We start from the raw sequence: 21,770 nt of genomic DNA, 5'->3' as shown, positions 1-21,770 counted from the left end.
GACCGCAACAGGTGACACAAGTGGGGGTAGGACGCGGGTCGAGCCCACTTTCGCCCGCATAAGACCTGCAAAATCCTGCGCGACTACGGGCCCAAGGGTGATGGTGTCCACCATGCATTGCTCGGCAACGCCGCTCGGGCGGTCTCGCTCTTGCTGGACTTCCCGCCTCAAACCCCACGGAGAACCGCCATGGCCTCGACCCTCAGATGCTTGTATGCCGGATGCGGGCAAAGCTACCCGTGCACCCGCGGGTACGAGATCAGGGCCGCCGCCTATCACGCGCAAATGGCCGGACACCCGCAGGCCGGATTCACCGGAGCCACTCCCGCACCCTCGCGCCGCCCCGGAGTGACCCGGCCCGCGTCCGCCCGCCGGTCCATTGCTGTGGCCGCGCCGTCCCCCAGTTCGCCTCCGAAGCCGTCTGGCTGTGCCATAGGCTGCGGAGTCGGCGCCATTCTCGTGGTCATATCCCTGTTAGCCGCTTCGTGTTCTGAATCCGCTGACCACGACGGCGAGAACGACCGTCAGCGCTGCGAACGCACCAGCTCCCAGAGCGACACCGTCCGCTTCGGCGACTGCAAGGGCCTGTTCCCCGGCCAGCCCGGTATCAGCGGCTGGGACTGACCACCCCTCCACCTGGGGGACGGATGGATCCGTCGGACATTCAACCTGGGTTCGCAGCTTCGACCGTCAGATCGCAGCGGTTGCTTCGCATCGCGGAACTGCCCCAGACTCGTGGCCCCGGCCGGCATTGGCCATCGTCAGACCTCCGTCGGATACCAGGCAATGGGCAGGGTCACCCCTGCGGGGAGAGACCCTCCGTGCTCCGGAAGCAGGCCCGTTGGCGGGACGCCGCTTGCCGTCGACAGGTCGACCGTGCCGCCGGAGAACCTCGCTCCGGAGAAGTTGACCGTGCCCCTGGCGAACGCCGCGCCGAAGTTGACCGTGCCACCGGTGAACCCCGCGCCGCGAAAATTGACCCTACCGGCGGAGATCTTCGCTCCGAAGAAGGTCACCTGGCTCTCGGAGACCTGCACATCGGAGAATTCGGCCCGAGCGCCGGAGAATCTCACGCCGGAAAAGTTGACCGTGCCGCCGGCGAACTTCATGCAGCGGAAGTCGATCGTGCCACCGGTGAACCCCGCGCCGGCGAAATTGACCCTGCCGGCGGAGATCTCCGCCCCGCGGAAACTGATGGTGCCTCCAGAGACCTCTGCGTCCCGGAAGTCGACGATGCCGTTGGAGACGTTCGAGTTGCGGAAGGTGATCTTGCCGCCGGTAACCTTCACGTTGCAGAAGTCGACCCGTGTGCCGGAAAACATGGCGCCGTAGAAGTTGACCAAGCCGTCAGAGATCTTCGCATCGCGGAAGACGACCTTGCCGCCTGAGAACCTCGCTCCGGAGAAGCTGACCTTTCCGCCGGAAAACTCCGCCCCGAAGAAGTTGACCGTGCCGCCGGAGAACACCGCGTAGGAGAAGTCTCCCCCGTCGAAGGTGACGGTGGTGAAGTCAAACTGGTGGCCCTGCCACGAGTGCGGATGTTCGGGAGCGAGCCGGAGGTGGTTTCGGATGAGGCGAATCACGGTGTGCCGGACTTCCCTCAGGGCCAGGTAGCTGTGCTGGGCCTGTGCGTCACCCTCCGGCAGGTCGGCCTTGGCCGTGTAGGGCAGACGGAGGTAGGCGCACAGCACGTCGATGCAGGTCTGGCGCAAGTCGCGACTGGGGGCGTCGTCAGCCAGGCTGGCCAGGGCGTGCACGGCGCCGAGCTGCACGGCTTCGGATTCGTTGCCGAGCTGATCTACTGCGTTGGTGAAGCGTTCGTTGTGCAGGCGAGCCTTCTCGCGTTCGACAGCATCCTCGCCGACTTTCTGACGCCGGTAGGCAACGACCAGGGCGACCAGGGCGCCGGCGCCCGCGACCACGCCGAAGGACAACTTTGCGAGGTCGAACAGTGTATTGGTGCTGATGCGCTGCTGGGATGCCAGTCCCTGAACGCCGAGTAGCTTCCACCCGATGAAGAACACGCCCGCGGCCGCGACAGCGGTGGCAGCGAAGGCGAGCACAAGGACCCGGCGGATCGGCCACAGACGCAGACCGCGCTGGTGTTCCGGCCGCTGCCGGGGCAGAAGTCCTCTCATCCCTCCACCACAACATCACGGTCCGCTGCTGACGGCGGCAACGCGCCGCCCCACACCGCAGGACGCCTGGATGCCGCATGAAATCACGACGGCCTGCCTGCGACGCATCGCCGGGGACCACGTCCTCCTGGAGGGGGATCCCGCTGCGGTGCCGCCCGTGCTGCCGCACATCGCAATATTCCGTGGACGGAGAGGGGGCTCGTCTTCTCCTCCGCCACGGGGACCGAGCTGGACTCGACCAACGTCCGGCGCGCCTTCCGGCAGGCGATCACCGGCGCCGAGGGGGTCGACGCGAAGGAGTGGACGCCGCGGGAGCTGCGGCACAGCTTCGTGTCCCTGCTGTCCGACAACGGGGTCCCGCTCGAAGAGATCTCCCGGCTGGTGGGCCACTCCGGGACGGCCGTCACCGAGGCGGTCTACCGGAAGCAGATCAGGCCCGTGATCCAGATCGGGGCGACGGCCATGGACGAGATCTTCAAGGGCGCCCAGAAGCCGTAGTCACTCAGTTAGTCACCCGGACGCAGAAAGAGCCGGTGCAGGTTTCCCTGCACCGGCTCTCACCTGGTGTTTCAGCTGTCGGGGTGGCGGGATTTGAACCCACGACCTCTTCGTCCCGAACGAAGCGCGCTGCCAAGCTGCGCTACACCCCGATCGCCGCCTTGCAGCGCTTGCTGCCCTGGCGACATCGATTACTTTAGCGGACCTCTCGCCGGAGACGAAATCCGGTTTTCGCGGGGCGGGCGCGGAGCCGGGCGGGACGGTGGGCGGTAGTGGTCCGCCGCGACCAGGAGGAGGCCCAGGGCGTAGAAGGCGGCGCCCAGGACCAGGGCGTTCACGACCACGCGGGCGTAGCCGTACTGGGCCACGTCGATGAAGGGGTACGGGTACCGGCGCCCGGTGCCGGGGGTGAGCAGGGCGCCGCGGGCCAGCGCGAAGGTCACGTACGCCAGTGGGTACGCCAACCACTGGGCGGCGTGGCGCGGGCGCAGGGTGCGCGGGGTGGTGAGGAAAAGGAAGTCCAGGAGGGCGCCGACCGGGGTGACCGTGTGGAGGAGCTGGTTGGCCACGGCCCGGGCGCCGGTGAGCCGGTCGAGTTCGGCGACGACGTTGAACGGGCTCGACGGGTTGGCGAGGACCAGGTGGAAGACCAGCCCGGTGACCAGGATGAAGAGCAGCATCCCGCCCCGGTAGAGGGGAGCGATGTCGGGCCGGCGCTGCCGGGCGCGCGCCGCGGACACCCCGAGGACGACCGCGACCAGGATGTTCGTCCAGATGGTGAAGTAGCTCAGGACGACGGGCACGCTCCCGTACGCACAGTCGATGACCAGCCCCACCGCGGCCGCCGCGCAGATCAGGCCGCGGAACACCACCGGGACGAGGCGCGACGCTGCGGTCATCCCGGCAGCGTATTACGCCTGCGGGGTCAGGGTCAGGAGCGTCGCCTCCGGCGGGCAGGCGAAGCGGACCGGGGTGAACCGGTTCGTGCCGCAGCCCGCCGAGACGTGCAGGTACGCGCGGTTGCCCTCGGCCTCGTGCGTGGAGAGCCCCTTCACCCGCTCGGTGTCCAGGTCGCAGTTGGTGACGAGGGCCCCGTAGAAGGGGATGCACAGCTGCCCGCCGTGGGTGTGGCCCGCGAGGATCAGCGGGTACCGGTCGGCGGTGAAGGACTCCAGGACGCGCAGGTACGGGGCGTGCACCACGGCCATCGAGAAGTCCGCGTCCGCCTCCGGGCCGCCGGCGACCTCCGTGTAGCGGTCCCGCTTGATGTGCGGGTCGTCGAGCCCGGTGAAGGCCAGCTCCAGGCCGTCCAGCTTCAGCCGCGCCCGGGTGTTGGTGAGGTTCAGCCAGCCGGCCGCGTCGAAGGCGTCCCGCATCTCCTCCCACGGGTTGTGGACGGCGCCGACGACCGGCTTGTTGCCGTTCAGCCCGTGCCGGCCCTGCGCCTTTTCGAGCAGGTAGCGCCCGGGGTTGCGCAGCCGCGGCCCGTAGTAGTCGTTCGACCCGAAGACGTACACGCCCGGGAACTTCATCAGGGGGCCCAGGGCGTCGAGCAGCTCGGGGATGCCCTCGGTGTCCGAGAGGTTGTCGCCGGTATTGACGACGAAGTCGGGGCGCAGCCCGGCCAGGGACTGCAGCCAGGCACGTTTCTTGCGCTGCCCGCCGACCATGTGGATGTCGGACACCTGGAGTACGCGCAGCGGGCGCATCCCCCGGGGAAGGACAGGCACCGTGACCCGGCGCAGGCGGAAGGACCGCGCCTCGAAACCGGCGGCATAGGCCACACCTGCGGCCCCCACCGCAGCGATTCCCGCAGCAGCCTTCAGGGGTACTCCGTAACGCGCACGCATGGACCCATCGTCGCAGACCCGGAAAACAGGTGAGCGCCACCGGCCCCGTACCTGGCAGACTCACCTGTATGACCACGCTCAAGGCCAAGCTCCAGGAAGACCTCACGACCGCCATCAAGGCGCGTGACGAGCTGCACTCGTCCACGCTGCGCCTGACCCTCTCCGCCATCACCAAGGAGGAGGTCGCGGGCAAGGAAGCACGTGTGCTCTCCGACGAGGAAGTCCTCAAGGTGATCGCCAAGGAGGCGAAGAAGCGCCGCGAGGCTGCCGAGGCCTTCGCCCAGGGCGGCCGTCCCGAGCAGGCCGCACGGGAGACCGCGGAGGGCGAGTTCCTCGACACGTACCTGCCCAAGCAGCTGAGCGACGACGAGCTCGTCGCGATCGTGGCGCAGGCCGTGGAGGAGGCCAGGGCGGCCGGTGCCGAGGGGCCGCGGGCCATGGGTGCCGTCATGAAGATCGTGAACCCGAAGGTCGCCGGGCTGGCGGAGGGCGGGCGTGTCGCCGCCGTCGTCAAGCAGCAGCTCTCGTAGGACCGCAGCACAAGAGCACGAGCGCGAACACGAGCGCGAGCACGTAAAGAGGGAGGGCCCCGGCCGGTTTCGGCGGGGGCCCTCCCTCTTTGTTCTGTTCACGTACCTACTGGTCGTCGCGGCCGCCGACCACGCCGCCGATGTTCGGGTCGATCGAGATCGGCGGGAACGAGGGCTGCGGGTCGGTCCCGCCGCCCGTGGCGCCCCCGTTGGCTCCGGCCGTCTGGCCGCCGGGCCGCCCGCCGGGCTTGCCGTCACCGCCGGGCTTGCCGGGCTTGGACGGGTTCGTGGACGGCTTGTTGCCGCGCGGGCCGCCGGACGGAACGTTCGGCTCCGGGATGCTGACCGTGGTGAAGTTCGAGGACTCGCGGCCGGACAGTGCGCCGGAGACCGCGTCCTTCCAGATCGGGCCGGGCAGACCGCCACCGAAGACCTTGTCGTAGGGCTTGCCGCCGATCACGATGTTCTCCATCGTGATCTTCTTCGCGCCGCCGGAGCCGACCCACACCGCGCCGGACATGTTCGTCGTGTAGCCGACGAACCAGGCGTTGTAGCGGGAGTCCGTCGTACCGGTCTTGCCGGCGCTGTCGCGGTCGTTCAGACCGGCGCGCTCACCGGTGCCGGAGTCGACCACTCCGCGCAGCAGGGTGTTGATGGTGTCGGCGGTCGTCTGCGACATCGCCCGCGCGCACTTGCTCTTCGGTACCGTGAGCGCCTTTCCGTGCGCGTCGGTGATCGACTCGATGGCGGTGGGGGTGCAGTAGACGCCGCGGTTGGCGAAGGTCGCGTACGCGTTGGCCATCGTCAGCGGGGACATCTCCTCCGCGCCGAGGGCGATGGCGGGACCGTCGGCCAGCTTCGCCCCGCTCGCCGGGACCACGCCGAGCTTCTGCGCCATCTCCGACACCGGGCACAGGCCGATCTCGGAGATCATGTCGACGAAGTAGGTGTTGATCGACTTCTCCATCGCGGTGCGCAGCGCGTAGGGGCCGATCTCGTCCTCGGTCTCGTTCTCCGCCGCTTCGCCCGTGGTGTTGATGTACTGCGAGCCGTCACAGCGGGAGATCGGGCTCGGGTAGTCCATCTTGTTCGGCGCCTGGTACACCTTCGTCGGCGGCATCCCCTTCTCCAGGGCGGCGGCCGCGATGAACGGCTTGAAGGTCGAGCCGACCTGGAAGCCGAAGTTCGATCCGCCCATCCGCTTGTCCACGGAGTAGTTGATCTGGGTCTCGTTCTTCCCGAAGCCGTAGGGCTTGGACTGACCCATCGCCAGCACCCGTCCGGTGCCCGGCTGGACCAGGGTCACGGCCGTCGCGATCGCGTCGTCCTGGTAGACGTGATCCTTGATCGACTCGTTGGCCGCCTCCTGCGACTGCGGGTCCAGGGTGGTGCGGACCGTCAGGCCGCCCTGGTTCCAGACCTTCGCCCGCTCCTCGCGCGTCTTGCCGAAGGCCGTGTCGGTCAGGAAGGAGTTGCGCACGTAGTCGCAGAAGAAGCCCGCACCCTTGGCGGCGGTGATGCAGCCGTTCTTCGGCTTGGTCACCTTGAGGGTGACCGGCTTGGCCTTCGCCGCGTCGGCCTCCGCCTGCGAGACGTCCTTGGTGTCGGCCATCCGCTGGAGGACGATGTTGCGGCGCTTCGTCGCCTCCTGCGCGTCGTTCACCGGGTCGTACCGGCTCGGCGACTGCACGACGCCCGCCAGCAGCGCGGACTCCTCCAGGGCCAGGTCCTTGGCCGGCTTGCTGAAGTAGCGCTGTGCGGCGGATTCGATTCCGTAGGCCTGCTGACCGAAGTACGTGATGTTGAGGTAGTTCTCGAGGATCTTCTTCTTCCCGAGCTCCTCCTCGACCTGGATCGAGTACTTCAGTTCGCGGATCTTGCGGCCGAGGCTCTTCTCCTGGGCCTCGCGCACCTTGGTCTCGTCGTCACCGGCCTCTTCGACGAACACGTTCTTCACGTACTGCTGGGTGAGCGTGGAGGCGCCCTGCGCGGCGCCGCCCTCCTGTGCGTTGCGGTTGACCGCGCGCAGGATGCCCTTGAGGTCGACCGCGCCGTGCTCGTAGAAACGCGAGTCCTCGATGGCGACGATCGCCTTCTGCATGTACGGGGAGATCGCCGTGAGCGGGACCACCTGACGGTCGCGCGAATAGACGGTGGCGATCAAGCCACCCTCGGCGTCCAGAATCGTGGTCCGCTGGCTCAGCGGCGGAGTCTTGAGATTGGCCGGGATCTCATCGAATCCCTCGACCGTCCCCTTGGCCGCCAGGCCCAGGGCGCCTGCGGCCGGAATCGCCATGCCGGCCAGTACAACCCCGGAGAGAACGGACACCCCGAGGAACTTGGCGGCCTGCTGGCTCCCCGTGAGCCCGCCGCCCGAGCGCTTCTTTCCCATAGGGGCAGCCTACGTTCTGATTCGCCGGACACACGCGAATGCCTTGGCCTAAGCTGTCCCCAACTGTCACAGCAGTGTGGTGCGACATCAACCCCTCGGCTTGATTTTCACCCTTCCCGAATGGGGTGGACACATGTCCGAATCTCGCCCCTCTGCTGAAGCCGAACCGACGATTGCACCCGAATTGCCGGAATGGTCGGGCATGTCGCCGGATCACTCCGTCGGGTGATCTGCCGCTTACCCATAGTCCGTTCGGACCATTCAAGATTGGGCCCGTCGGGGGTGTTGCACTGTGCTCGCCTTCCGTAACGTCCTCAACTGGCAGCGGTGAATATGCCGCTACCGCCGTGGGGGAGCCTCGATTCGGGAGAGGACGGCGCCGGGATGGGCTGGGTTACCGACTGGAGTGCGCAGGCAGCCTGCCGCACTACCGATCCGGATGAACTATTCGTTCAAGGAGCGGCACAGAACAGGGCCAAGGCGGTGTGCACCGGATGTCCGGTGCGGACCGAGTGCCTGGCCGACGCGCTCGACAACCGTGTCGAGTTCGGCGTGTGGGGCGGAATGACCGAGCGGGAACGACGTGCGCTGCTGCGCCGGCGTCCCACCGTCACCTCGTGGCGACGGCTGCTCGAAACCGCACGTACGGAGTACGAGCGCAGCACAGGCATCCTCACCATGGATGCAGACGCGGAGATCGACGTGTCGTACGAGACATACGCGGCAGCCGGGTAGACCACACGGCCGCCACGACGTACGGACGCCTACGCTCCGGCCGGTACACCGGCCGCGAGTCGTTCTCCGATCGCCCGCAGCCCGGCGAGGTCGTGCACATCGCCGGGCAGGGCAGCCACTTCCGCCACCGCCACTTCGGGGTGCAGCGAGGTGAAGCGATCGCGTGTGCGCCGTTCGCGCGCGATCACCTGCATGCGCTCGGCGTGCAGACGTAGCAGTCCTGCCGTGATCCGGTCGACGACCGCGGTGTCGGTCGCGATACCGCTGTCCGTACTTCCGGCTTCGGTGTCGCCGTCCGGGCCGGGGGAGCCTGTCTCGGGAGAGTTCGCGGGCCGTGTGGTCTGAGCGGTCCGTGCTGTTCGTTCGGTCTGGGTGGACCCGGCGGGCTCGGCGGTTCCCGTGGGTTCCGCGCCCGAGTCACGAAGTCCAGCTTTCCCGGACTCCTGATCGACAATGCCGCCTTCTTCAAGATTCTCTGCGGCGGCCAACGCCCGCTCGGCGGACAGCTGGTCGGCGCCACTGCCGTGCACCCGGTTCAGTACCAGACCGGCCAGCGGCATGCTCTCCGCGGCCAGCCGCTCCACGAAGTACGCCGCCTCGCGCAGGGCATCCGGTTCGGGCGCGGCGACCACGAGGAAGGCCGTGCCGGGAGCCTGGAGGAGCCGGAAGGTCGCGTCCGCGCGCGTCCGGAAGCCGCCGAACATCGTGTCCATCGCGGCCACGAAGGTCTGGACGTCCTTCAGCAGCGAGGCCCCCATCAGCTTGCTGAGGGTGCCCGTCATCATCGACATACCGACATTCAGGAACTTCATCCCGGCCCGGCCGCCCACCTTCGCCGGCGCCATCAGTACCCGGATGAACTTGCCGTCCAGGAAGGACCCGAGACGCTTCGGCGCGTCCAGGAAGTCCAGCGCCGAGCGGCTCGGCGGAGTGTCGACGATGATCAGGTCCCAGTCGTCCCGGGCCCGCAGCTGCCCCAGCTTCTCCATCGCCATGTACTCCTGCGTGCCCGCGAAGCCGGCCGACAGCGACTGGTAGAAGGGGTTGGCGAGGATGGCCCGGGCCCGCTCGCCGTCCGCGTGCGCCTCGACGATCTCGTCGAAGGTCCGCTTCATGTCCAGCATCATGGCGTGCAGTTCGCCGTCGCCGGCCCCTACGGTCGCCACCTTGCGCGGGGTGTTGTCCAGCGAGTCGATCCCCATCGACTGCGCGAGCCGCCGCGCCGGGTCGATGGTGAGCACGACGGCCTTGCGCCCGCGCCCGGCGGCCCGTACACCGAGCGCCGCGGCCGTGGTGGTCTTGCCGACCCCGCCCGCCCCGCAGCACACGATGATCCGGGTCTCCGGATCGTCCAGCAGCCGGTCGACCGCCAGCCGCGGCGGAGTGTCCATGCCCACGGTGTCCACCCCCTCGTTCATTCGGCCACCGACTGTTTCCGCAAATCCTTGGCCAGCGCGTACAGCCCGGCCAGATCCATCCCCGCGCCGAGCAGGGGCAGTTCGTACGTCGGCAGGTCCAGCCCCGCCAGTACGCCGCGCTGCGCGCGCTCCAGCTCCACCCGGCTCGCGTGCTCGGCGGCCTGCTCGAGCAGCGGGTCCACCAGGCGCTCGGCCAGCCCGCCGCGGCGCGCGCCGCCGAGGCCCGCCCGGGACAGCGCCTTGGCCACCTCGGCGCGGTGGTCGCCGGCCGCGGCGCGCAGGGTGTCCTCGTCCAGATGGTGCGGCCGGACCATGTTGACGATGACGCGGCCGACCGGCAGCCCGGCCCCGCGCAGTTCCTCGATGCCGTCCGCGGTCTCCTGGACGGGCATCTCCTCCAGGAGGGTGACCAGGTGCACGGCCGTCTCGGGGGACTTGAGCACCTTCATGACGGCCTGGGCCTGGTTGTGGATCGGCCCGAACCGGGCGAGGCCCGCCACCTCGTCGTTGACGTTCAGGAACCGGGTGATCCGCCCGGTCGGCGGCGCGTCCATGATCACGTGGTCGTAGACGAACCGGCCGGCCCTGTCCTTGCGCCGCACCGCCTCGCAGGCCTTGCCGGTGAGCAGTACGTCCCGCAGCCCGGGGGCGATGGTCGTCGCGAAGTCGATGGCGCCGAGCTTCTTGAGCGCGCGGCCGGCCGAGCCGAGCTTGTAGAACATCTGGAGGTAGTCCAGCAGCGCCCGTTCGGCGTCGATGGCGAGCGCGAAGACCTCACCGCCCCCGCCGGGCGCCACGGCGATCTTCCGTTCCTCGTAGGGGAGTGCCTCGGCGCCGAAGAGCTGTGCGAGTCCCTGCCTGCCCTCGACCTCCACGAGAAGAGTCCGGCCGCCCTCGCGTGCGAGGGCAAGCGCGAGTGCTGCGGCGACCGTGGTCTTGCCGGTGCCGCCCTTGCCGCTGACCACCTGGAGCCTGCTCACAGCGTCCGAGCCTAATTCCTCGGGTTCCGGTCCGGTGGTGCCGGGTGGTTCTGCCGGAGTGTTCGGGGGTTCGGCCGCGTCGGCTGCGTCGGTTCCGCGTGCGGCGTGCACCCCGCACGCGAGGCACTACCCTCGCTCCCATGACCAAGAAGTTCGAATATGCGACGGTCCCGCTGCTGGTTCACGCCACCAAGCAGATCCTGGACACCTGGGGCGAGGACGGCTGGGAGCTCGTCCAGGTCGTGCCCGGCCCGAACAACCCCGAGCAGCTCGTGGCCTACCTCAAGCGGGAGAAGGCATGAGTGGCGTTGTCGAGGCGAAGCTGGCCGAGCTCGGCCTGATCCTGCCCGAGGTCGTCCCGCCGCTGGCCACGTACCAGCCGGCCGTGCGGTCGGGCTCGTACGTCTTCACCGCGGGCCAGCTCCCGATGATCAAGGGCAACCTGCCGGTCACCGGCAAGGTCGGCGCCGAGGTCTCGGCGGAGCAGGCCAAGGAGCTGGCCGCCACGTGCGCGCTGAACGCCCTGGCCGCCGTGAAGTCCGTCGTCGGTGACCTGGACAAGATCGCGCGTGTCGTGAAGGTCGTCGGCTTCATCGCCTCGGCCCCCGACTTCACGGCCCAGCCGGGCGTGCTGAACGGTGCGAGCGAGCTGCTGGGCGCCGTCCTCGGCGAGAAGGGCGTCCACGCCCGCAGCGCCGTCGGCGTGGCGGTCCTGCCGCTGGACGCCCCCGTCGAGATCGAGATCCAGGTCGAGCTGGTCGCCGGAGCCTGACCCTCCGGGGAGCGTTCCACGAGCCCGGCCCTCACCGCCCCGCGCGGCGAGCGGCCGGGCTCTGCCGAATCCGGCCCCTCCCGCGTTCGAGGAGCGGGGTAGGGGGCGCAGCGCCGGTCTCCGGGGCCGGGCGGAGCCCGCCCGCGCCACGGGCCGGGACGGGTGACCCTCGAACATCGGGCCGGATGGCCGTAGCATCCGGCCATGCCGAATGGTCAGCATGGTCAGCAGCAGCCCCCCGCCGGAGGCCAGTGGTACCCGCCGGAGTGGCCCGACCGCATCCGCGCGCTCGCGGACGGCTCGCTCGTCCCGGTGGAGCCGCGGCGCGCCGCCACCGTGATGCTCCTGCGCGACACCCCCGACGGTCCCGCCGTGCACATGCTGCGCAGGCGGGCCTCCATGGCTTTTGCCGGGGGCGCGTACGCCTATCCGGGTGGCGGGGTCGACCCGCGCGACGAGGAGCACCAGGTCGGATGGGCGGGGCCCACCCGGGAGGACTGGGCGGCCCGGCTCGGGACCGATCCCCTGATCGCCCAGGCGATCGTCTGCGGCGCGGTACGGGAGACCTTCGAGGAGGCGGGCGTCCTGCTCGCCGGGCGGACCCCGGACACGATCGTCGGTGACACCACCGGCGACGACTGGGAGGCCGACCGGCAGGCGCTGGTGGCGCGGGAGCTGTCCTTCGCGGAGTTCCTCGACCGCCGCGGCCTGCGGCTGCGCTCCGACCTGCTCGGGGCCTGGGCGCGCTGGATCACCCCCGAGTTCGAGCCGCGCCGTTACGACACCTGGTTCTTCGTCGCCGCCCTGCCCGAGGGCCAGCGCACCCGTAACGCCTCCACCGAGGCCGACCGGACCGTGTGGATCCGCCCGGCCGACGCGGCCGCCGGGTACGACAAGGGCGAGCTGCTGATGATGCCGCCCACCATCTCCACCCTGCGCTCCCTGGAGCCGTACGGGAGCGCCGCAGGTGCGCTCACCGCCGCTGCCGAACAGGACCTCGCACCGGTTCTGGCCCGGGCCACGCTGGAGAACGGCGAGCTGGTCCTCAGTTGGCCGGGGCACGACGAGTTCACCAAGCGCGTCCGTCCCGGAGGTCCCGCATGACCGACGCCGCCGCTCTGCCCGGACAGCCCCGCGGAGTCGTCACCTCCGGGCCGGCGACCGCCCGCGCGGTGAACGTCCTGGCTCCCAACGCCTCCGCGATGACTCTCGACGGCACCAACACCTGGCTGGTGTCCGAGCCCGGTTCGGACCTGGCCGTCGTGATCGATCCCGGCCCGCTGGACGACGGACACCTGCGGGCCGTCATCGCCGCCGCCGAGCGGGCGGGCAAGCGGATCGCCCTCACCCTGCTCACCCACGGCCATCCGGACCACGCCGAGGGCGCGGGCCGCTTCGCCGAGCTCACCCGTACGAAGGTGCGCGCGCTGGATCCGGCCCTGCGCCTCGGCGACGAGGGCCTGGCCGCCGGGGACGTGATCCGGACCGGCGGGCTGGAGCTGCGGGTGGTGCCGACCCCCGGGCACACCAGCGACTCGCTCTGCTTCCACCTGCCCGCCGACCGGGCCGTGCTGACCGGCGACACCATCCTGGGCCGCGGCACCACGGTCGTCGCGCACCCCGACGGGCGCCTCGGCGACTACCTGGACTCCCTGCGCCGTCTGCGCTCGCTCACCGTGGACGACGGCGTGCACACGGTCCTGCCGGGCCACGGACCGGTCCTGGAGGACGCACAGGGCGCCGTGGAGTTCTACCTGGCCCACCGCGCGCACCGGCTCGCCCAGGTCGAGACAGCCGTGGAGAACGGCTTCGTGACGCCGGAGGCGGTCGTCGCCCAGGTCTACGCGGATGTGGACCGGTCCCTGTGGCCGGCCGCCGAATGGTCCGTCCGGGCGCAGCTCGAGTACCTTCAAGATCACGGACTCATCCCCGGAGGGCTCGAATGAACACCGTGTTCCTGATCGTCATGCTGGTCGCGACGGCCGGATGGATCACCTCCACGGTGACCCTCCGGGTGCAGAACCTGCAGCGCAAGGCCGACCGGACGGAGCGCCGCCTGGCCCTGGTGCTGGATCACTTCGGCATCGAGGAGCCGGAGCCCGCCGGCATGGACGAGGTGCGCGCCCTGCTCGGGGCGGACCGGCAGACAGCGGCGATCAAGGAGTACCGCCGGATCACCGGGGCGGGTCTGCTGGAGGCCAAGCAGGCCGTCGAGGCCCTCGCGGTGACCGAGCACTCCGACAAGTCCTGACGCAGGCCCGTCACACCGTTTGCCAGGCCGCCTGCCGCCGGCGCGCAGTCTTCGTGCCGTGCCGGGCCGTGTACTCGTCCGCGAGCCACGGACCGAGGTCCTCGACGTACGAGCGCAGCACCTGCGGATCCGCGACGGGATCGACCGCCGCGACGGCCGCCGCCCGCAGCCGGTCAGCGCGCTCCGGGTAGTACATGCCGAAGATCTCCGCGGACTCGCCGAGGTCACTGGTCCAGCCGCCCCACTGCGGCATGACGAGCGTGAAGGCCGTGCGCACCAGGTGCCGGGAGAAGAGCCGGCACAGCGTCCGGTACTCCTCCGGGGTCGACGCCTGCCGTACTCGCGTGCGCCATTCGGGCAGTCGTTCTCCCAGGTCCCCGTTGGTCTCGCGGGCGAGCAGGCTGTCCGGGCGGTAGCGGGGCAGGTGCTCGGCCAGGTCCGCCCCGAGCAGCGGGGTGCACAGGCACGCGAGGAACCAGCCCAGGTCGAATCGTTCCGCCTCGCTCAGCACGGTGACCTTGTCCCGGAGCAGGATGCCCACGCCGTCGATCTCCGGGAAGTCCTCGTCGAGGCCGCGCGCGAGCACCTCGGCGGTGTCCCGGTCCTCGTCGGAGGGTTCGTGGTGCAGGACGAGCAGCAGGTTCAGGTCCGAGTGCCCGGGGCGGGCCGTGCCGCGCGGTACGGACCCGTAGAGGTACGCGCTGTGCAGCCGCCGCCCGTAGGCCTCGGAGGTGCGCCCCCTCAGGGCCGCCACGAGAGCGCGGAACTCGTTCTGCACCCGTCCGAGCGAACCCTCCCGCTCGAAGTACCCGTACGCGTCCAGCCCTCTGTGCTCCATGGTTCCACTGTGCTCCTCCGGCAGGCCGGGGCGCGGGAAGCGCGAAGGGGTCCTGCCCGACCGGGCAGGACCCCTCCAACGGCTGTGTCCGGCGTCAGCGGGAGCGCTTCGCGAGGCGCTCGACGTCCAGCAGGATGACCGCGCGGGCCTCCAGGCGCAGCCAGCCGCGGCCCGCGAAGTCGGCCAGGGCCTTGTTCACGGTCTCGCGCGAGGCGCCGACGAGCTGCGCGAGCTCCTCCTGCGTCAGGTCGTGCACCACGTGGATGCCCTCCTCCGACTGCACGCCGAAGCGGCGCGACAGGTCGAGGAGCGCCCGCGCCACACGGCCGGGAACGTCGGAGAAGACCAGGTCGGACATCTGGTCGTTGGTCTTGCGCAGGCGGCGGGCGACGGCGCGCAGCAGCGCAGTCGCGACCTCGGGCCGGGCGTTGAGCCAGGGCTGGAGGTCACCGTGGCCTAGGCCGAGGAGCTTGACCTCGGTCAGGGCGGTGGCGGTGGCGGTGCGCGGGCCCGGGTCGAAGAGCGACAGCTCGCCGATCAGCTCGCCGGGGCCGAGGACGGCCAGCATGTTCTCGCGGCCGTCGGGGGAGGTGCGGTGGAGCTTCACCTTGCCCTCGGTCACGACATACAGCCGGTCGCCGGGGTCGCCCTCGTGGAACAGGGCGTCACCGCGTGCGAGGGTCACCTCGCCCATGGAGGCGCGGAGCTCCGCGGCCTGCTCGTCATCGAGCGCCGCGAAGAGCGGGGCGCGCCGCAGAACGTCGTCCACGAGTCTCTCTCCTATGTCGACCGGCTCAGGGGACCGTGCTCCCCATTTTGCCGGACGGCTCAAACAGTGCGATCAATCACAAGGATGCCGGACGGACGGGCGTGCTGTGCGGCGAGAGGCCAATCGGAGTGGTGTTACCTGAGGTCCGGGCGGGTGTCAGCGGCCGGCCTTAGGCTGGCCGGGTGTCCAATAAGCCGGTGAGAGCACAGGCCAAGGGGTCCGCCGGAGTGACGGAGCCCCAAAATTCTGCCGTGGGCGAACATGTCCCAGTGAAGACGTCCGCGCGGGCCGCGGCCACCCCTCAGGGCAAAGTTTCGGCCAAGAATCCGAAGTCGGTCAAGCCGGAATCGCGCCTGGCCATGGTGCGCAGAGCGCGGCGCATCAACCGCGAGCTGGCCGAGATCTATCCGTACGCCCATCCGGAGCTCGACTTCCGCAATCCCTTCGAGCTGCTCGTCGCGACGGTGCTGTCGGCCCAGACCACCGACCTGCGGGTGAACCAGACGACCCCGGCCCTCTTCGCCGCCTACCCGACCCCCGAGGACATGGCCGCGGCCGCCCCCGAGGATCTGGAGGAGCTGATCCGGCCGACCGGGTTCTTCCGGGCCAAATCGAAGTCCCTGCTCGGCCTCTCGCAAGCCCTGCGGGACAACTTCGGCGGGGAGGTGCCGGGCCGGATCGAGGACCTGGTGACCCTGCCCGGAGTGGGCCGCAAGACCGCGAACGTGGTCCTCGGCAATGCGTTCGGAGTCCCGGGGATCACCGTGGACACCCATTTCGGCCGGCTGGTGCGCCGCTGGAAGCTGACCGAGCAGGAGGACCCGGAGAAGGTCGAGGCGGAGATCTGCGCGATCTTCCCGAAGAGCGAGTGGACGATGCTCTCGCACCGGGTCGTCTTCCACGGCCGCCGGATCTGCCACGCCCGCAGGCCCGCGTGCGGGGCCTGTCCGATCGCCCCGCTCTGCCCGGCGTACGGGGAGGGCGAGACGGACCCGGAGAAGGCGAAGAAGCTGCTCAAGTACGAGAAGGGCGGCCGGCCGGGGCAGCGGCTCAGTCCGCCCCCGGACTACCCGGGACTGCCGGCTCCGCCGCTGGGCGGCGCCGTCCAGGACGCGGGCCCGCAGGACGCGGGCACGTAGGGGCGGGCGCACAGGGCGCGGGTGGCGCAGGCACCAAGCACGCAGGGACTCAGGAACGAATCGCTACCAGGGCCGCGTTTGCGGTGTGTGGAGACGGTGTTGGACAGGACGACGCGGACAGGGGTGCCCATGACGCGCGGTACGCGGGACGAGACCGGGGCCAGGGTGGGAGCCCGCGAGGGCGGTGCCCCGGCCGTCACCACCGACGGCCTGCCCGGTTGGCTCGATCCCGTCGTCGAGGCGGCCCGGTCCGTCCAGCCGGGGCAGCTGAGCCGCTTCCTGCCGCCCGAGGACGGCCGCGGGCGGCAGTCCGCCGTGCTCGTCCTCTTCGGGGAGGGCCCCCGAGGCCCCGAGCTGCTCCTCATGGAGCGCGCCGGGACCCTGCGCTCGCACGCGGGCCAGCCGTCCTTCCCGGGCGGCGCGCTGGATCCCGAGGACGGTGATCCGCACACCACCGGTCCGCTGCGTGCCGCGCTCCGCGAGGCCGAGGAGGAGACCGGACTCGATCCTTCCGGTGTCCAGCTCTTCGGTGTGCTGCCCCGGCTCTACATTCCGGTCAGCGAGTTCGTCGTGACCCCGGTCCTCGGCTGGTGGCGCACCCCGAGCCCCGTCGGAGCCGTGGACCCGGCCGAGACGGCCCGGGTCTTCACGGTTCCCGTGGCCGATCTCACGGATCCCGAGCACCGGGTCATGGCCGTTCACCCGCGGGGTCACCTGGGGCCGGCGTTCACCGTCGAATCGGCCCTGGTCTGGGGTTTCACCGCCGGGGTGATCGACCGGATCCTGCACTTCGCGGGCTGGGAGCGGCCGTGGGACCGGTCACGACAGGTCCCGCTCGACTGGCGCGCATGAGACGGTGACCCACGTGAACGTGCTGGACATCCTGTTGCTGCTCGCCGCCGTGTGGTTCGCGATCGTCGGCTACCGCCAGGGGTTCGTCGTCGGCATTCTGTCGGTGATCGGCTTCCTCGGCGGTGGTCTCGTCGCCGTGTCCCTGCTCCCGCTGATCTGGGACCGGGTGACGGACAACGGCACCCAGGTGTCCACCACGGTCGTCGTGATCGCCGTGGTCGTGATCATCATCTGTGCCTCGATCGGCCAGGCCCTGACGACCCATCTCGGGAGCAAACTCCGCCGCCAGATCACCTGGTCACCGGCGCGCGCGCTCGACGCGACCGGCGGGGCGCTGGTCAACGTGGTCGCGATGCTGCTGGTGGCGTGGCTGATCGGTTCTGCGCTCGCCGGGACCTCGCTGCCCACCCTGGGCAAGGAGGTCCGCAACTCCAAGGTCCTCCTCGGCGTGTCGCGGGTGATGCCCGACCAGGCGAACACCTGGTTCTCGGACTTCAGCTCCACCCTCGCGCGCAACGGCTTCCCCCAGGTCTTCAGCCCGTTCTCGAACGAGCCCATCACCGAGGTACGGGCGCCCGACCCGGCGCTCGCCAGCAGCCCCGTCGCCGAGCAGGCCAAACGCTCGATCGTGAAGGTCGTCGGCACCGCGCCCAGCTGCAGCAAGGTGCTGGAGGGCACGGGCTTCGTCTTCGCGCCCGGCAAGGTGATGACCAACGCGCACGTCGTCGGCGGCGTCGGCGAGCCGACGGTCCAGATCGGCGGCGAGGGCAAGCTGTACGACGCCAAGGTCGTGCTCTACGACTGGGCGCGCGACATCGCCGTTCTGGACGTGCCGAAGCTGAAGGCCCCGGTGCTGGAGTTCTCCGAGAAGGACGCGGCGAGCGGCAGCGACGCGATCGTCGCCGGCTTCCCGGAGAACGGCGCGTACGACGTCCGCCCCGCCCGTGTCCGCGGCAGGATCAACGCCAACGGCCCGGACATCTACCACCGCGGTACTGTCCGACGGGACGTCTACTCGCTGTACGCGACCGTTCGCCAGGGCAACTCCGGCGGGCCGCTGCTGACCCCCGACGGCAAGGTGTACGGAGTCGTCTTCGCGAAGTCGCTGGACGACCCCAACACCGGTTACGTGCTGACGTTGGACGAGATCCGCGACGACATCCGGATCGGAAAGGACGCCGTACGCCGGGTCGACAGCCAGGGCTGCGCCCTCTGATACGGGGCCGCTCCCGCTCCCGCCGGTCCCTACGTCCGTGGATGGCGCAGGCGCGCGGAGACCCAGCGGGCCCGTCGGCGCAGGATGAGCGGAATCCCGAGGCGGGGGTCGTGGCCGTGCCGGCCGGCCCTCTCGTGGGTGCCCGGCGTAGCTGCCGAGCGGCGTTCGTGCGCGGTGTCACCGTAGTCGTGCGTCCAGCTCATACTTCGAGCTGTGCCCGTGCCCCAAGGTCCGTAACCCCGTCAGGCGCGGCCAATTGGCCTATGCGCCGGGCAATTGAATGCTCGTCGGACAAGCACACGGGCGAACTGCCGCCCGTTCGGGGGGCGGTCGCCCCCCGGCCGACGGTACGTCAGCGATCCGGCTCGGGGTCCTTGAGCCAGTTCACCAGCTCGGACGAGAAGGCGACCGGGTCCTCCTCGTGCGGGAAGTGCCCGAGCCCGTCGAACAGCCGCCACCGGTACGGGGCTTCGACGTACTCCCCGGAGCCGGCCGCACTGCGCGTGCGCATCACCGGGTCGAGCGAACCGTGCAGGTGCAGTGTCGGCACCCGCACCGGGCGCTTCATCCGCCGGTTGAACTGGATCCCGTCGGGCCGCGCCATCGACCGCATCATCCAGCGGTACGGCTCGACCGAGCAGTGCGCGGTGGAGGGGATGCACATGGCCCGCCGGTACACGGCCAGATCCTCGTCCTCGGGAGGCCGCGGCCCCGACCAGTCCCGGATCAGCTCCCCTACGAGCGCCCCGCCGTCGGCGACCAGCTGCCGCTCGGGAACGAAGGGCCGCTGAAAGCCCCAGATGTGTGAACTGGCCCGCGTCTGAGCGAAGTCCGACAGCATCGCCGAGCGCCAGCGGCGCGGATGCGGCATGGACGAGACGACCAGCCGGCGCACCAGCTTGGGCCGCATCACGGCCGCCGTCCAGGCGAGGTAGCCACCCAGGTCGTGCCCGACGAGCGCGGCGTCCGGCTCGCCGAGGGACCGTACGACCCCGGTGATGTCGAGCGCCAGGTTGGCGGGGTCGTAGCCGCGCGGGGTGCGGTCGCTGCCGCCCACACCGCGCAGGTCCATCGCGACCGCCCGGTACCCGGCGTCGGCGAGCGCGGTCATCTGGTGCCGCCAGGTCCACCAGAACTGCGGGAAGCCGTGCAGCAGCAGGACCAGCGGGCCGTCACCCAGCTCGGCGACGTGGAAGCGGGCGCCGTTGGCGGCGACATCCCGGTGCGTCACCGACCGGCCGCCGGGGAGGTCGAGCCGTACCGCCGTGGCAGCTGTGGGAGGAACGCTGGGGTCCGGCGTGGGCGCTGTCATGAGGACGAGCGTGCCACACCCACAGCGTTGTCACTCACCGGCCGCGGGTGCGGCTTGACGGTCCCGAGGAGCGCGGAGGTCTGCTTGACGGACTCGATGGTCTTCACCGGCGGCGTGACCTGCTTGAACTTGACCCAGGCGATCAGCCCGACCACGCCCGCGAGCAGCCAGAACACCCCGGCGACGATGAGGAAGCACCACGGCAGGCCGAGCCCGGAGGTGTGAATCCAGTAAGCCAGGGCGAAGCTCAGCATCGGCACGGAGGCGAGCACGAACACTCCGGCGACGATCGCGGCACCGCTGCCGATCCCCGCGCGCTTGACGTCCTGCTTGATCTCCACCTTGGCGAGGGCGATCTCGTCGTGAACCAGGGCGGACATCTCGGCGGTGGCCGAGGCGACCAGCTGGCCGAGTGTGCGCTCGGCTCCCTGCGCCTCTTGGTCCACTGCGCTCATCGCTCTCTCCCTCTGTCGTCTGCTGCCGGGCGGCGCGGCTGTCCTGCGTCGTCAGTCAGATCATGCCGGACGGTCGCCCTCGGTGGTGGACCCGGCTGCTGTTTGGAGCGCGGCGGCGGCCGCGTCCTCGGCCTTGCGGCGGTGTTCCGCGGCCCTGTCCTCGTAGATCCTGGCCATCCGCAGGTGGTACTCGGGGTTGTGCTGTTCGTAGATGTCCGGGATGCCGTCGTGGTCCTCGTCGCGCTCCTCGGCGTCGGTCAGCGCCTTGTACCTGCGGTTGCGGAGCTTGAGCATGACGCACGCGATCACGGCGGCGATCAGCGAGCCGATCAGTACGGCGGCCTTGATCTCGTTGGTGAGGACGGGGTCGCCGGCGAAGGCGAGTTCACCGATCAGGAGGGAGACGGTGAAGCCGATGCCGGCGAGCGAGGCCACGGCGAGTACGTCGGGCCAGGCGAGGTCCTCGTTCAGTTCGGCCTTGGTGAAGCGGGCGGCCAGCCAGGTGCCGCCGAAGATGCCGACGGTCTTGCCGACGACGAGGCCGAGGACCACGCCGAGGGTCTCGGGCCGGGTGAAGACCTGGGCGATGGCCTCGTCGGAGAGGGAGACGCCGGCGGAGAGGAGGGCGAAGAGGGGCACGGCGAGACCGGCCGACAGGGGCCGCACCAGGTGCTCGATGTGCTCGCCGGGGGACTGTCGTTCGCCGTCGCGGCGGGTGCAGCGGAGCATCAGGCCCATGGCGACGCCGGCGATGGTGGCGTGGACGCCGCTGTTGTACATCAAGCCCCAGATGACCAGGGCGAGCGGCACGTAGATGTACCAGCCGCGCACGCCCGTGCGGAGCAGGAACCAGAAGAGGGCCAGGCCCACGACGGCGCCGCCGAGTGCCAGGAAGTCGATGTCGCTGGTGAAGAACACCGCGATGATCATGATGGCGAAGAGGTCGTCGACGACCGCGAGGGTGAGCAGGAAGGCGCGCAGGGCCGACGGCAGCGAGGTGCCGATGACGGCGAGGACGGCGAGCGCGAAGGCGATGTCGGTGGCGGTCGGGACGGCCCAGCCGTCCGTGGAGCCGTTGCCCATGATGTTGACGAGTACGTAGACCACCGCGGGTACGGCCATGCCGCAGATGGCGGCGATCACCGGAAGGGCGGCCGCCCGGGGGTCGCGCAGATCGCCCGCGACGAGCTCGCGCTTGAGCTCGATGCCGGCGACGAAGAAGAAGATGGCGAGGAGGCCGTCGGCCGCCCAGTGCTGGAGCGAGAGGTCCAGGCCGAGGGCCGCGGGGCCGATGTGGAAGGACCGGACCTCGGCGTAGCTGTCGGCGATGGCGGGGACGTTCGCCCACACCAGAGCCGTGATCGCGGCCACGAGCAGCAGCACACCGCCGACGGTCTCGGTGCGCAGCGCGTCTGCGACGAAACGGCGCTCGGGCAGGGAGAGCAGGCCGAGCAGCTTGCGGCTCTGGTGGTCGGTGGGGCTGGGCGCGGCCACGAGGGGACACCTCCGGGGGACGGTTGGACGGCATGGCGAAGCTCATTGCCGACCAGACTTCCCGGCGCACCCTGTGGTCTTTCTTTACGCTTTCAATATTTTACAGGGCGTACGCGAGGGCGTATCCGGCG

General features: G+C 70.1%; 23 protein-coding genes, 1 tRNA gene and 1 pseudogene. 12 read left to right on the top strand and 13 right to left on the bottom strand.

Going from position 1 to position 21,770, the window contains the following annotated elements; translation table 11 throughout:
- Positions 1–459: 459 nt before the first annotated feature.
- Positions 460–624: a hypothetical protein gene (locus tag OG373_RS18895; RefSeq protein WP_405439334.1), complete on the top strand. Its 165-nt coding sequence runs from the start codon at positions 460–462 to the stop codon at positions 622–624.
- Positions 625–761: 137 nt separating this feature from the next.
- Here OG373_RS18895 and OG373_RS18890 read toward each other — a convergent pair whose 3' ends face one another.
- Positions 762–2,138 (bottom strand): pentapeptide repeat-containing protein, encoded by a 1,377-nt coding sequence (locus tag OG373_RS18890; protein WP_405439333.1) that lies wholly within the window; start codon positions 2,136–2,138, stop codon positions 762–764.
- 183 nt (positions 2,139–2,321) lie between these two features.
- Here OG373_RS18890 and OG373_RS18885 point away from each other — a divergent pair.
- Positions 2,322–2,636, top strand: a pseudogene (locus OG373_RS18885) (tyrosine-type recombinase/integrase); the annotation flags it as partial.
- 78 nt (positions 2,637–2,714) lie between these two features.
- Here the strand turns inward: OG373_RS18885 and OG373_RS18880 are convergent.
- The 3 genes from OG373_RS18880 to OG373_RS18870 form a co-directional block, all read right to left on the bottom strand.
- Positions 2,715–2,788, bottom strand: a tRNA-Pro gene (locus OG373_RS18880).
- Between the two features lie 39 nt (positions 2,789–2,827).
- Positions 2,828–3,535, bottom strand: coding sequence for a Pr6Pr family membrane protein (locus tag OG373_RS18875; RefSeq protein ID WP_405439332.1), 708 nt, complete (start codon positions 3,533–3,535; stop codon positions 2,828–2,830).
- 12 nt (positions 3,536–3,547) lie between these two features.
- Entirely contained in the window at positions 3,548–4,486 is a 939-nt protein-coding gene (locus OG373_RS18870; protein WP_405439331.1) for a metallophosphoesterase, read from the bottom strand.
- Positions 4,487–4,554: 68 nt separating this feature from the next.
- Here OG373_RS18870 and OG373_RS18865 point away from each other — a divergent pair, with 68 nt between their 5' ends.
- A complete protein-coding gene (locus tag OG373_RS18865; RefSeq protein WP_189971963.1) occupies positions 4,555–5,016 on the top strand; it encodes a GatB/YqeY domain-containing protein in 462 nt (153 codons plus the stop codon).
- 106 nt (positions 5,017–5,122) lie between these two features.
- Here the strand turns inward: OG373_RS18865 and OG373_RS18860 are convergent, their stop codons facing one another.
- Positions 5,123–7,408 carry a transglycosylase domain-containing protein gene (locus OG373_RS18860; RefSeq protein ID WP_405439330.1) on the bottom strand — a complete coding sequence of 762 codons (2,286 nt, stop codon included), beginning with the start codon at positions 7,406–7,408 and terminating at the stop codon, positions 5,123–5,125.
- A gap of 384 nt (positions 7,409–7,792) precedes the next feature.
- On the opposite strand from OG373_RS18860, the gene OG373_RS18855 reads away from it, so the two are divergent.
- On the top strand, positions 7,793–8,143 hold the full coding sequence (locus tag OG373_RS18855; protein ID WP_030009547.1) for a WhiB family transcriptional regulator: 351 nt from the start codon (positions 7,793–7,795) through the stop codon (positions 8,141–8,143).
- Between the two features lie 29 nt (positions 8,144–8,172).
- On the opposite strand, the gene OG373_RS18850 is transcribed toward OG373_RS18855, so the two are convergent.
- On the bottom strand, positions 8,173–9,561 hold the full coding sequence (locus OG373_RS18850; protein ID WP_397732864.1) for an ArsA family ATPase: 1,389 nt from the start codon (positions 9,559–9,561) through the stop codon (positions 8,173–8,175).
- Positions 9,558–10,541 carry an ArsA family ATPase gene (locus OG373_RS18845; protein ID WP_405439329.1) on the bottom strand — a complete coding sequence of 328 codons (984 nt, stop codon included), beginning with the start codon at positions 10,539–10,541 and terminating at the stop codon, positions 9,558–9,560. Before OG373_RS18845 ends, OG373_RS18850 begins: the two co-directional genes overlap by 4 nt.
- Before the next feature lie 140 nt (positions 10,542–10,681).
- Between OG373_RS18845 and OG373_RS18840 the strand changes: the two genes are divergently transcribed.
- The 5 genes from OG373_RS18840 (at position 10,682) to OG373_RS18820 (ending at position 13,564) form a co-directional block, all read left to right on the top strand.
- The gene (locus tag OG373_RS18840) at positions 10,682–10,843 is read left to right on the top strand and encodes a DUF4177 domain-containing protein (RefSeq protein WP_007264966.1); all 162 of its coding nucleotides are present in this window, start codon (positions 10,682–10,684) and stop codon (positions 10,841–10,843) included.
- Positions 10,840–11,313, top strand: a complete 474-nt coding sequence (locus tag OG373_RS18835; RefSeq protein ID WP_189971971.1) for a RidA family protein — start codon at positions 10,840–10,842, stop codon at positions 11,311–11,313. Before OG373_RS18840 ends, OG373_RS18835 begins: the two co-directional genes overlap by 4 nt.
- Before the next feature lie 204 nt (positions 11,314–11,517).
- Positions 11,518–12,417, top strand: coding sequence for an NUDIX hydrolase (locus OG373_RS18830; protein ID WP_397732862.1), 900 nt, complete (start codon positions 11,518–11,520; stop codon positions 12,415–12,417).
- Positions 12,414–13,259 (top strand): MBL fold metallo-hydrolase, encoded by an 846-nt coding sequence (locus OG373_RS18825; protein ID WP_405439328.1) that lies wholly within the window; start codon positions 12,414–12,416, stop codon positions 13,257–13,259. The genes OG373_RS18830 and OG373_RS18825 overlap by 4 nt, the downstream gene beginning before the upstream one ends.
- Positions 13,256–13,564 carry a hypothetical protein gene (locus OG373_RS18820; RefSeq protein WP_405439327.1) on the top strand — a complete coding sequence of 103 codons (309 nt, stop codon included), beginning with the start codon at positions 13,256–13,258 and terminating at the stop codon, positions 13,562–13,564. The genes OG373_RS18825 and OG373_RS18820 overlap by 4 nt, the downstream gene beginning before the upstream one ends.
- Positions 13,565–13,574: 10 nt before the next feature.
- Here OG373_RS18820 and OG373_RS18815 read toward each other — a convergent pair whose 3' ends face one another.
- Both OG373_RS18815 and OG373_RS18810 read right to left on the bottom strand, forming a co-directional pair.
- Positions 13,575–14,402 carry a nucleotidyltransferase gene (locus OG373_RS18815; protein ID WP_405439326.1) on the bottom strand — a complete coding sequence of 276 codons (828 nt, stop codon included), beginning with the start codon at positions 14,400–14,402 and terminating at the stop codon, positions 13,575–13,577.
- A gap of 94 nt (positions 14,403–14,496) precedes the next feature.
- Entirely contained in the window at positions 14,497–15,171 is a 675-nt protein-coding gene (locus OG373_RS18810) for a Crp/Fnr family transcriptional regulator (protein ID WP_003981529.1), read from the bottom strand.
- A gap of 269 nt (positions 15,172–15,440) precedes the next feature.
- On the opposite strand from OG373_RS18810, the gene nth reads away from it, so the two are divergent.
- The 3 genes from nth (at position 15,441) to OG373_RS18795 (ending at position 18,378) form a co-directional block, all read left to right on the top strand.
- The gene (nth, locus tag OG373_RS18805) at positions 15,441–16,310 is read left to right on the top strand and encodes an endonuclease III (protein WP_405439325.1); all 870 of its coding nucleotides are present in this window, start codon (positions 15,441–15,443) and stop codon (positions 16,308–16,310) included.
- A gap of 129 nt (positions 16,311–16,439) precedes the next feature.
- Positions 16,440–17,162, top strand: a complete 723-nt coding sequence (locus OG373_RS18800; protein ID WP_405439324.1) for an NUDIX hydrolase — start codon at positions 16,440–16,442, stop codon at positions 17,160–17,162.
- 13 nt (positions 17,163–17,175) lie between these two features.
- A complete protein-coding gene (locus OG373_RS18795; protein ID WP_397732983.1) occupies positions 17,176–18,378 on the top strand; it encodes a MarP family serine protease in 1,203 nt (400 codons plus the stop codon).
- 29 nt (positions 18,379–18,407) lie between these two features.
- Here the strand turns inward: OG373_RS18795 and OG373_RS18790 are convergent, their stop codons facing one another.
- The 4 genes from OG373_RS18790 to nhaA form a co-directional block, all read right to left on the bottom strand.
- Entirely contained in the window at positions 18,408–18,581 is a 174-nt protein-coding gene (locus OG373_RS18790; protein WP_189743888.1) for a hypothetical protein, read from the bottom strand.
- Between the two features lie 149 nt (positions 18,582–18,730).
- Positions 18,731–19,690 carry an alpha/beta fold hydrolase gene (locus tag OG373_RS18785; protein ID WP_405439323.1) on the bottom strand — a complete coding sequence of 320 codons (960 nt, stop codon included), beginning with the start codon at positions 19,688–19,690 and terminating at the stop codon, positions 18,731–18,733.
- Complete coding sequence (locus OG373_RS18780; protein ID WP_405439322.1) at positions 19,687–20,145, bottom strand: phage holin family protein; 459 nt, start codon at positions 20,143–20,145, stop codon at positions 19,687–19,689. The genes OG373_RS18785 and OG373_RS18780 overlap by 4 nt, the downstream gene beginning before the upstream one ends.
- A 60-nt stretch (positions 20,146–20,205) precedes the next feature.
- Positions 20,206–21,639 carry a Na+/H+ antiporter NhaA gene (gene nhaA / locus OG373_RS18775; RefSeq protein WP_405439321.1) on the bottom strand — a complete coding sequence of 478 codons (1,434 nt, stop codon included), beginning with the start codon at positions 21,637–21,639 and terminating at the stop codon, positions 20,206–20,208.
- Between the last annotated feature and the right edge of the window lie 131 nt (positions 21,640–21,770).

It is taken from the genome of Streptomyces avidinii, from assembly GCF_045161815.1.
GTDB lineage: Bacteria > Actinomycetota > Actinomycetes > Streptomycetales > Streptomycetaceae > Streptomyces > Streptomyces avidinii.
This window is presented reverse-complemented; position numbering and strand designations above follow the sequence as displayed.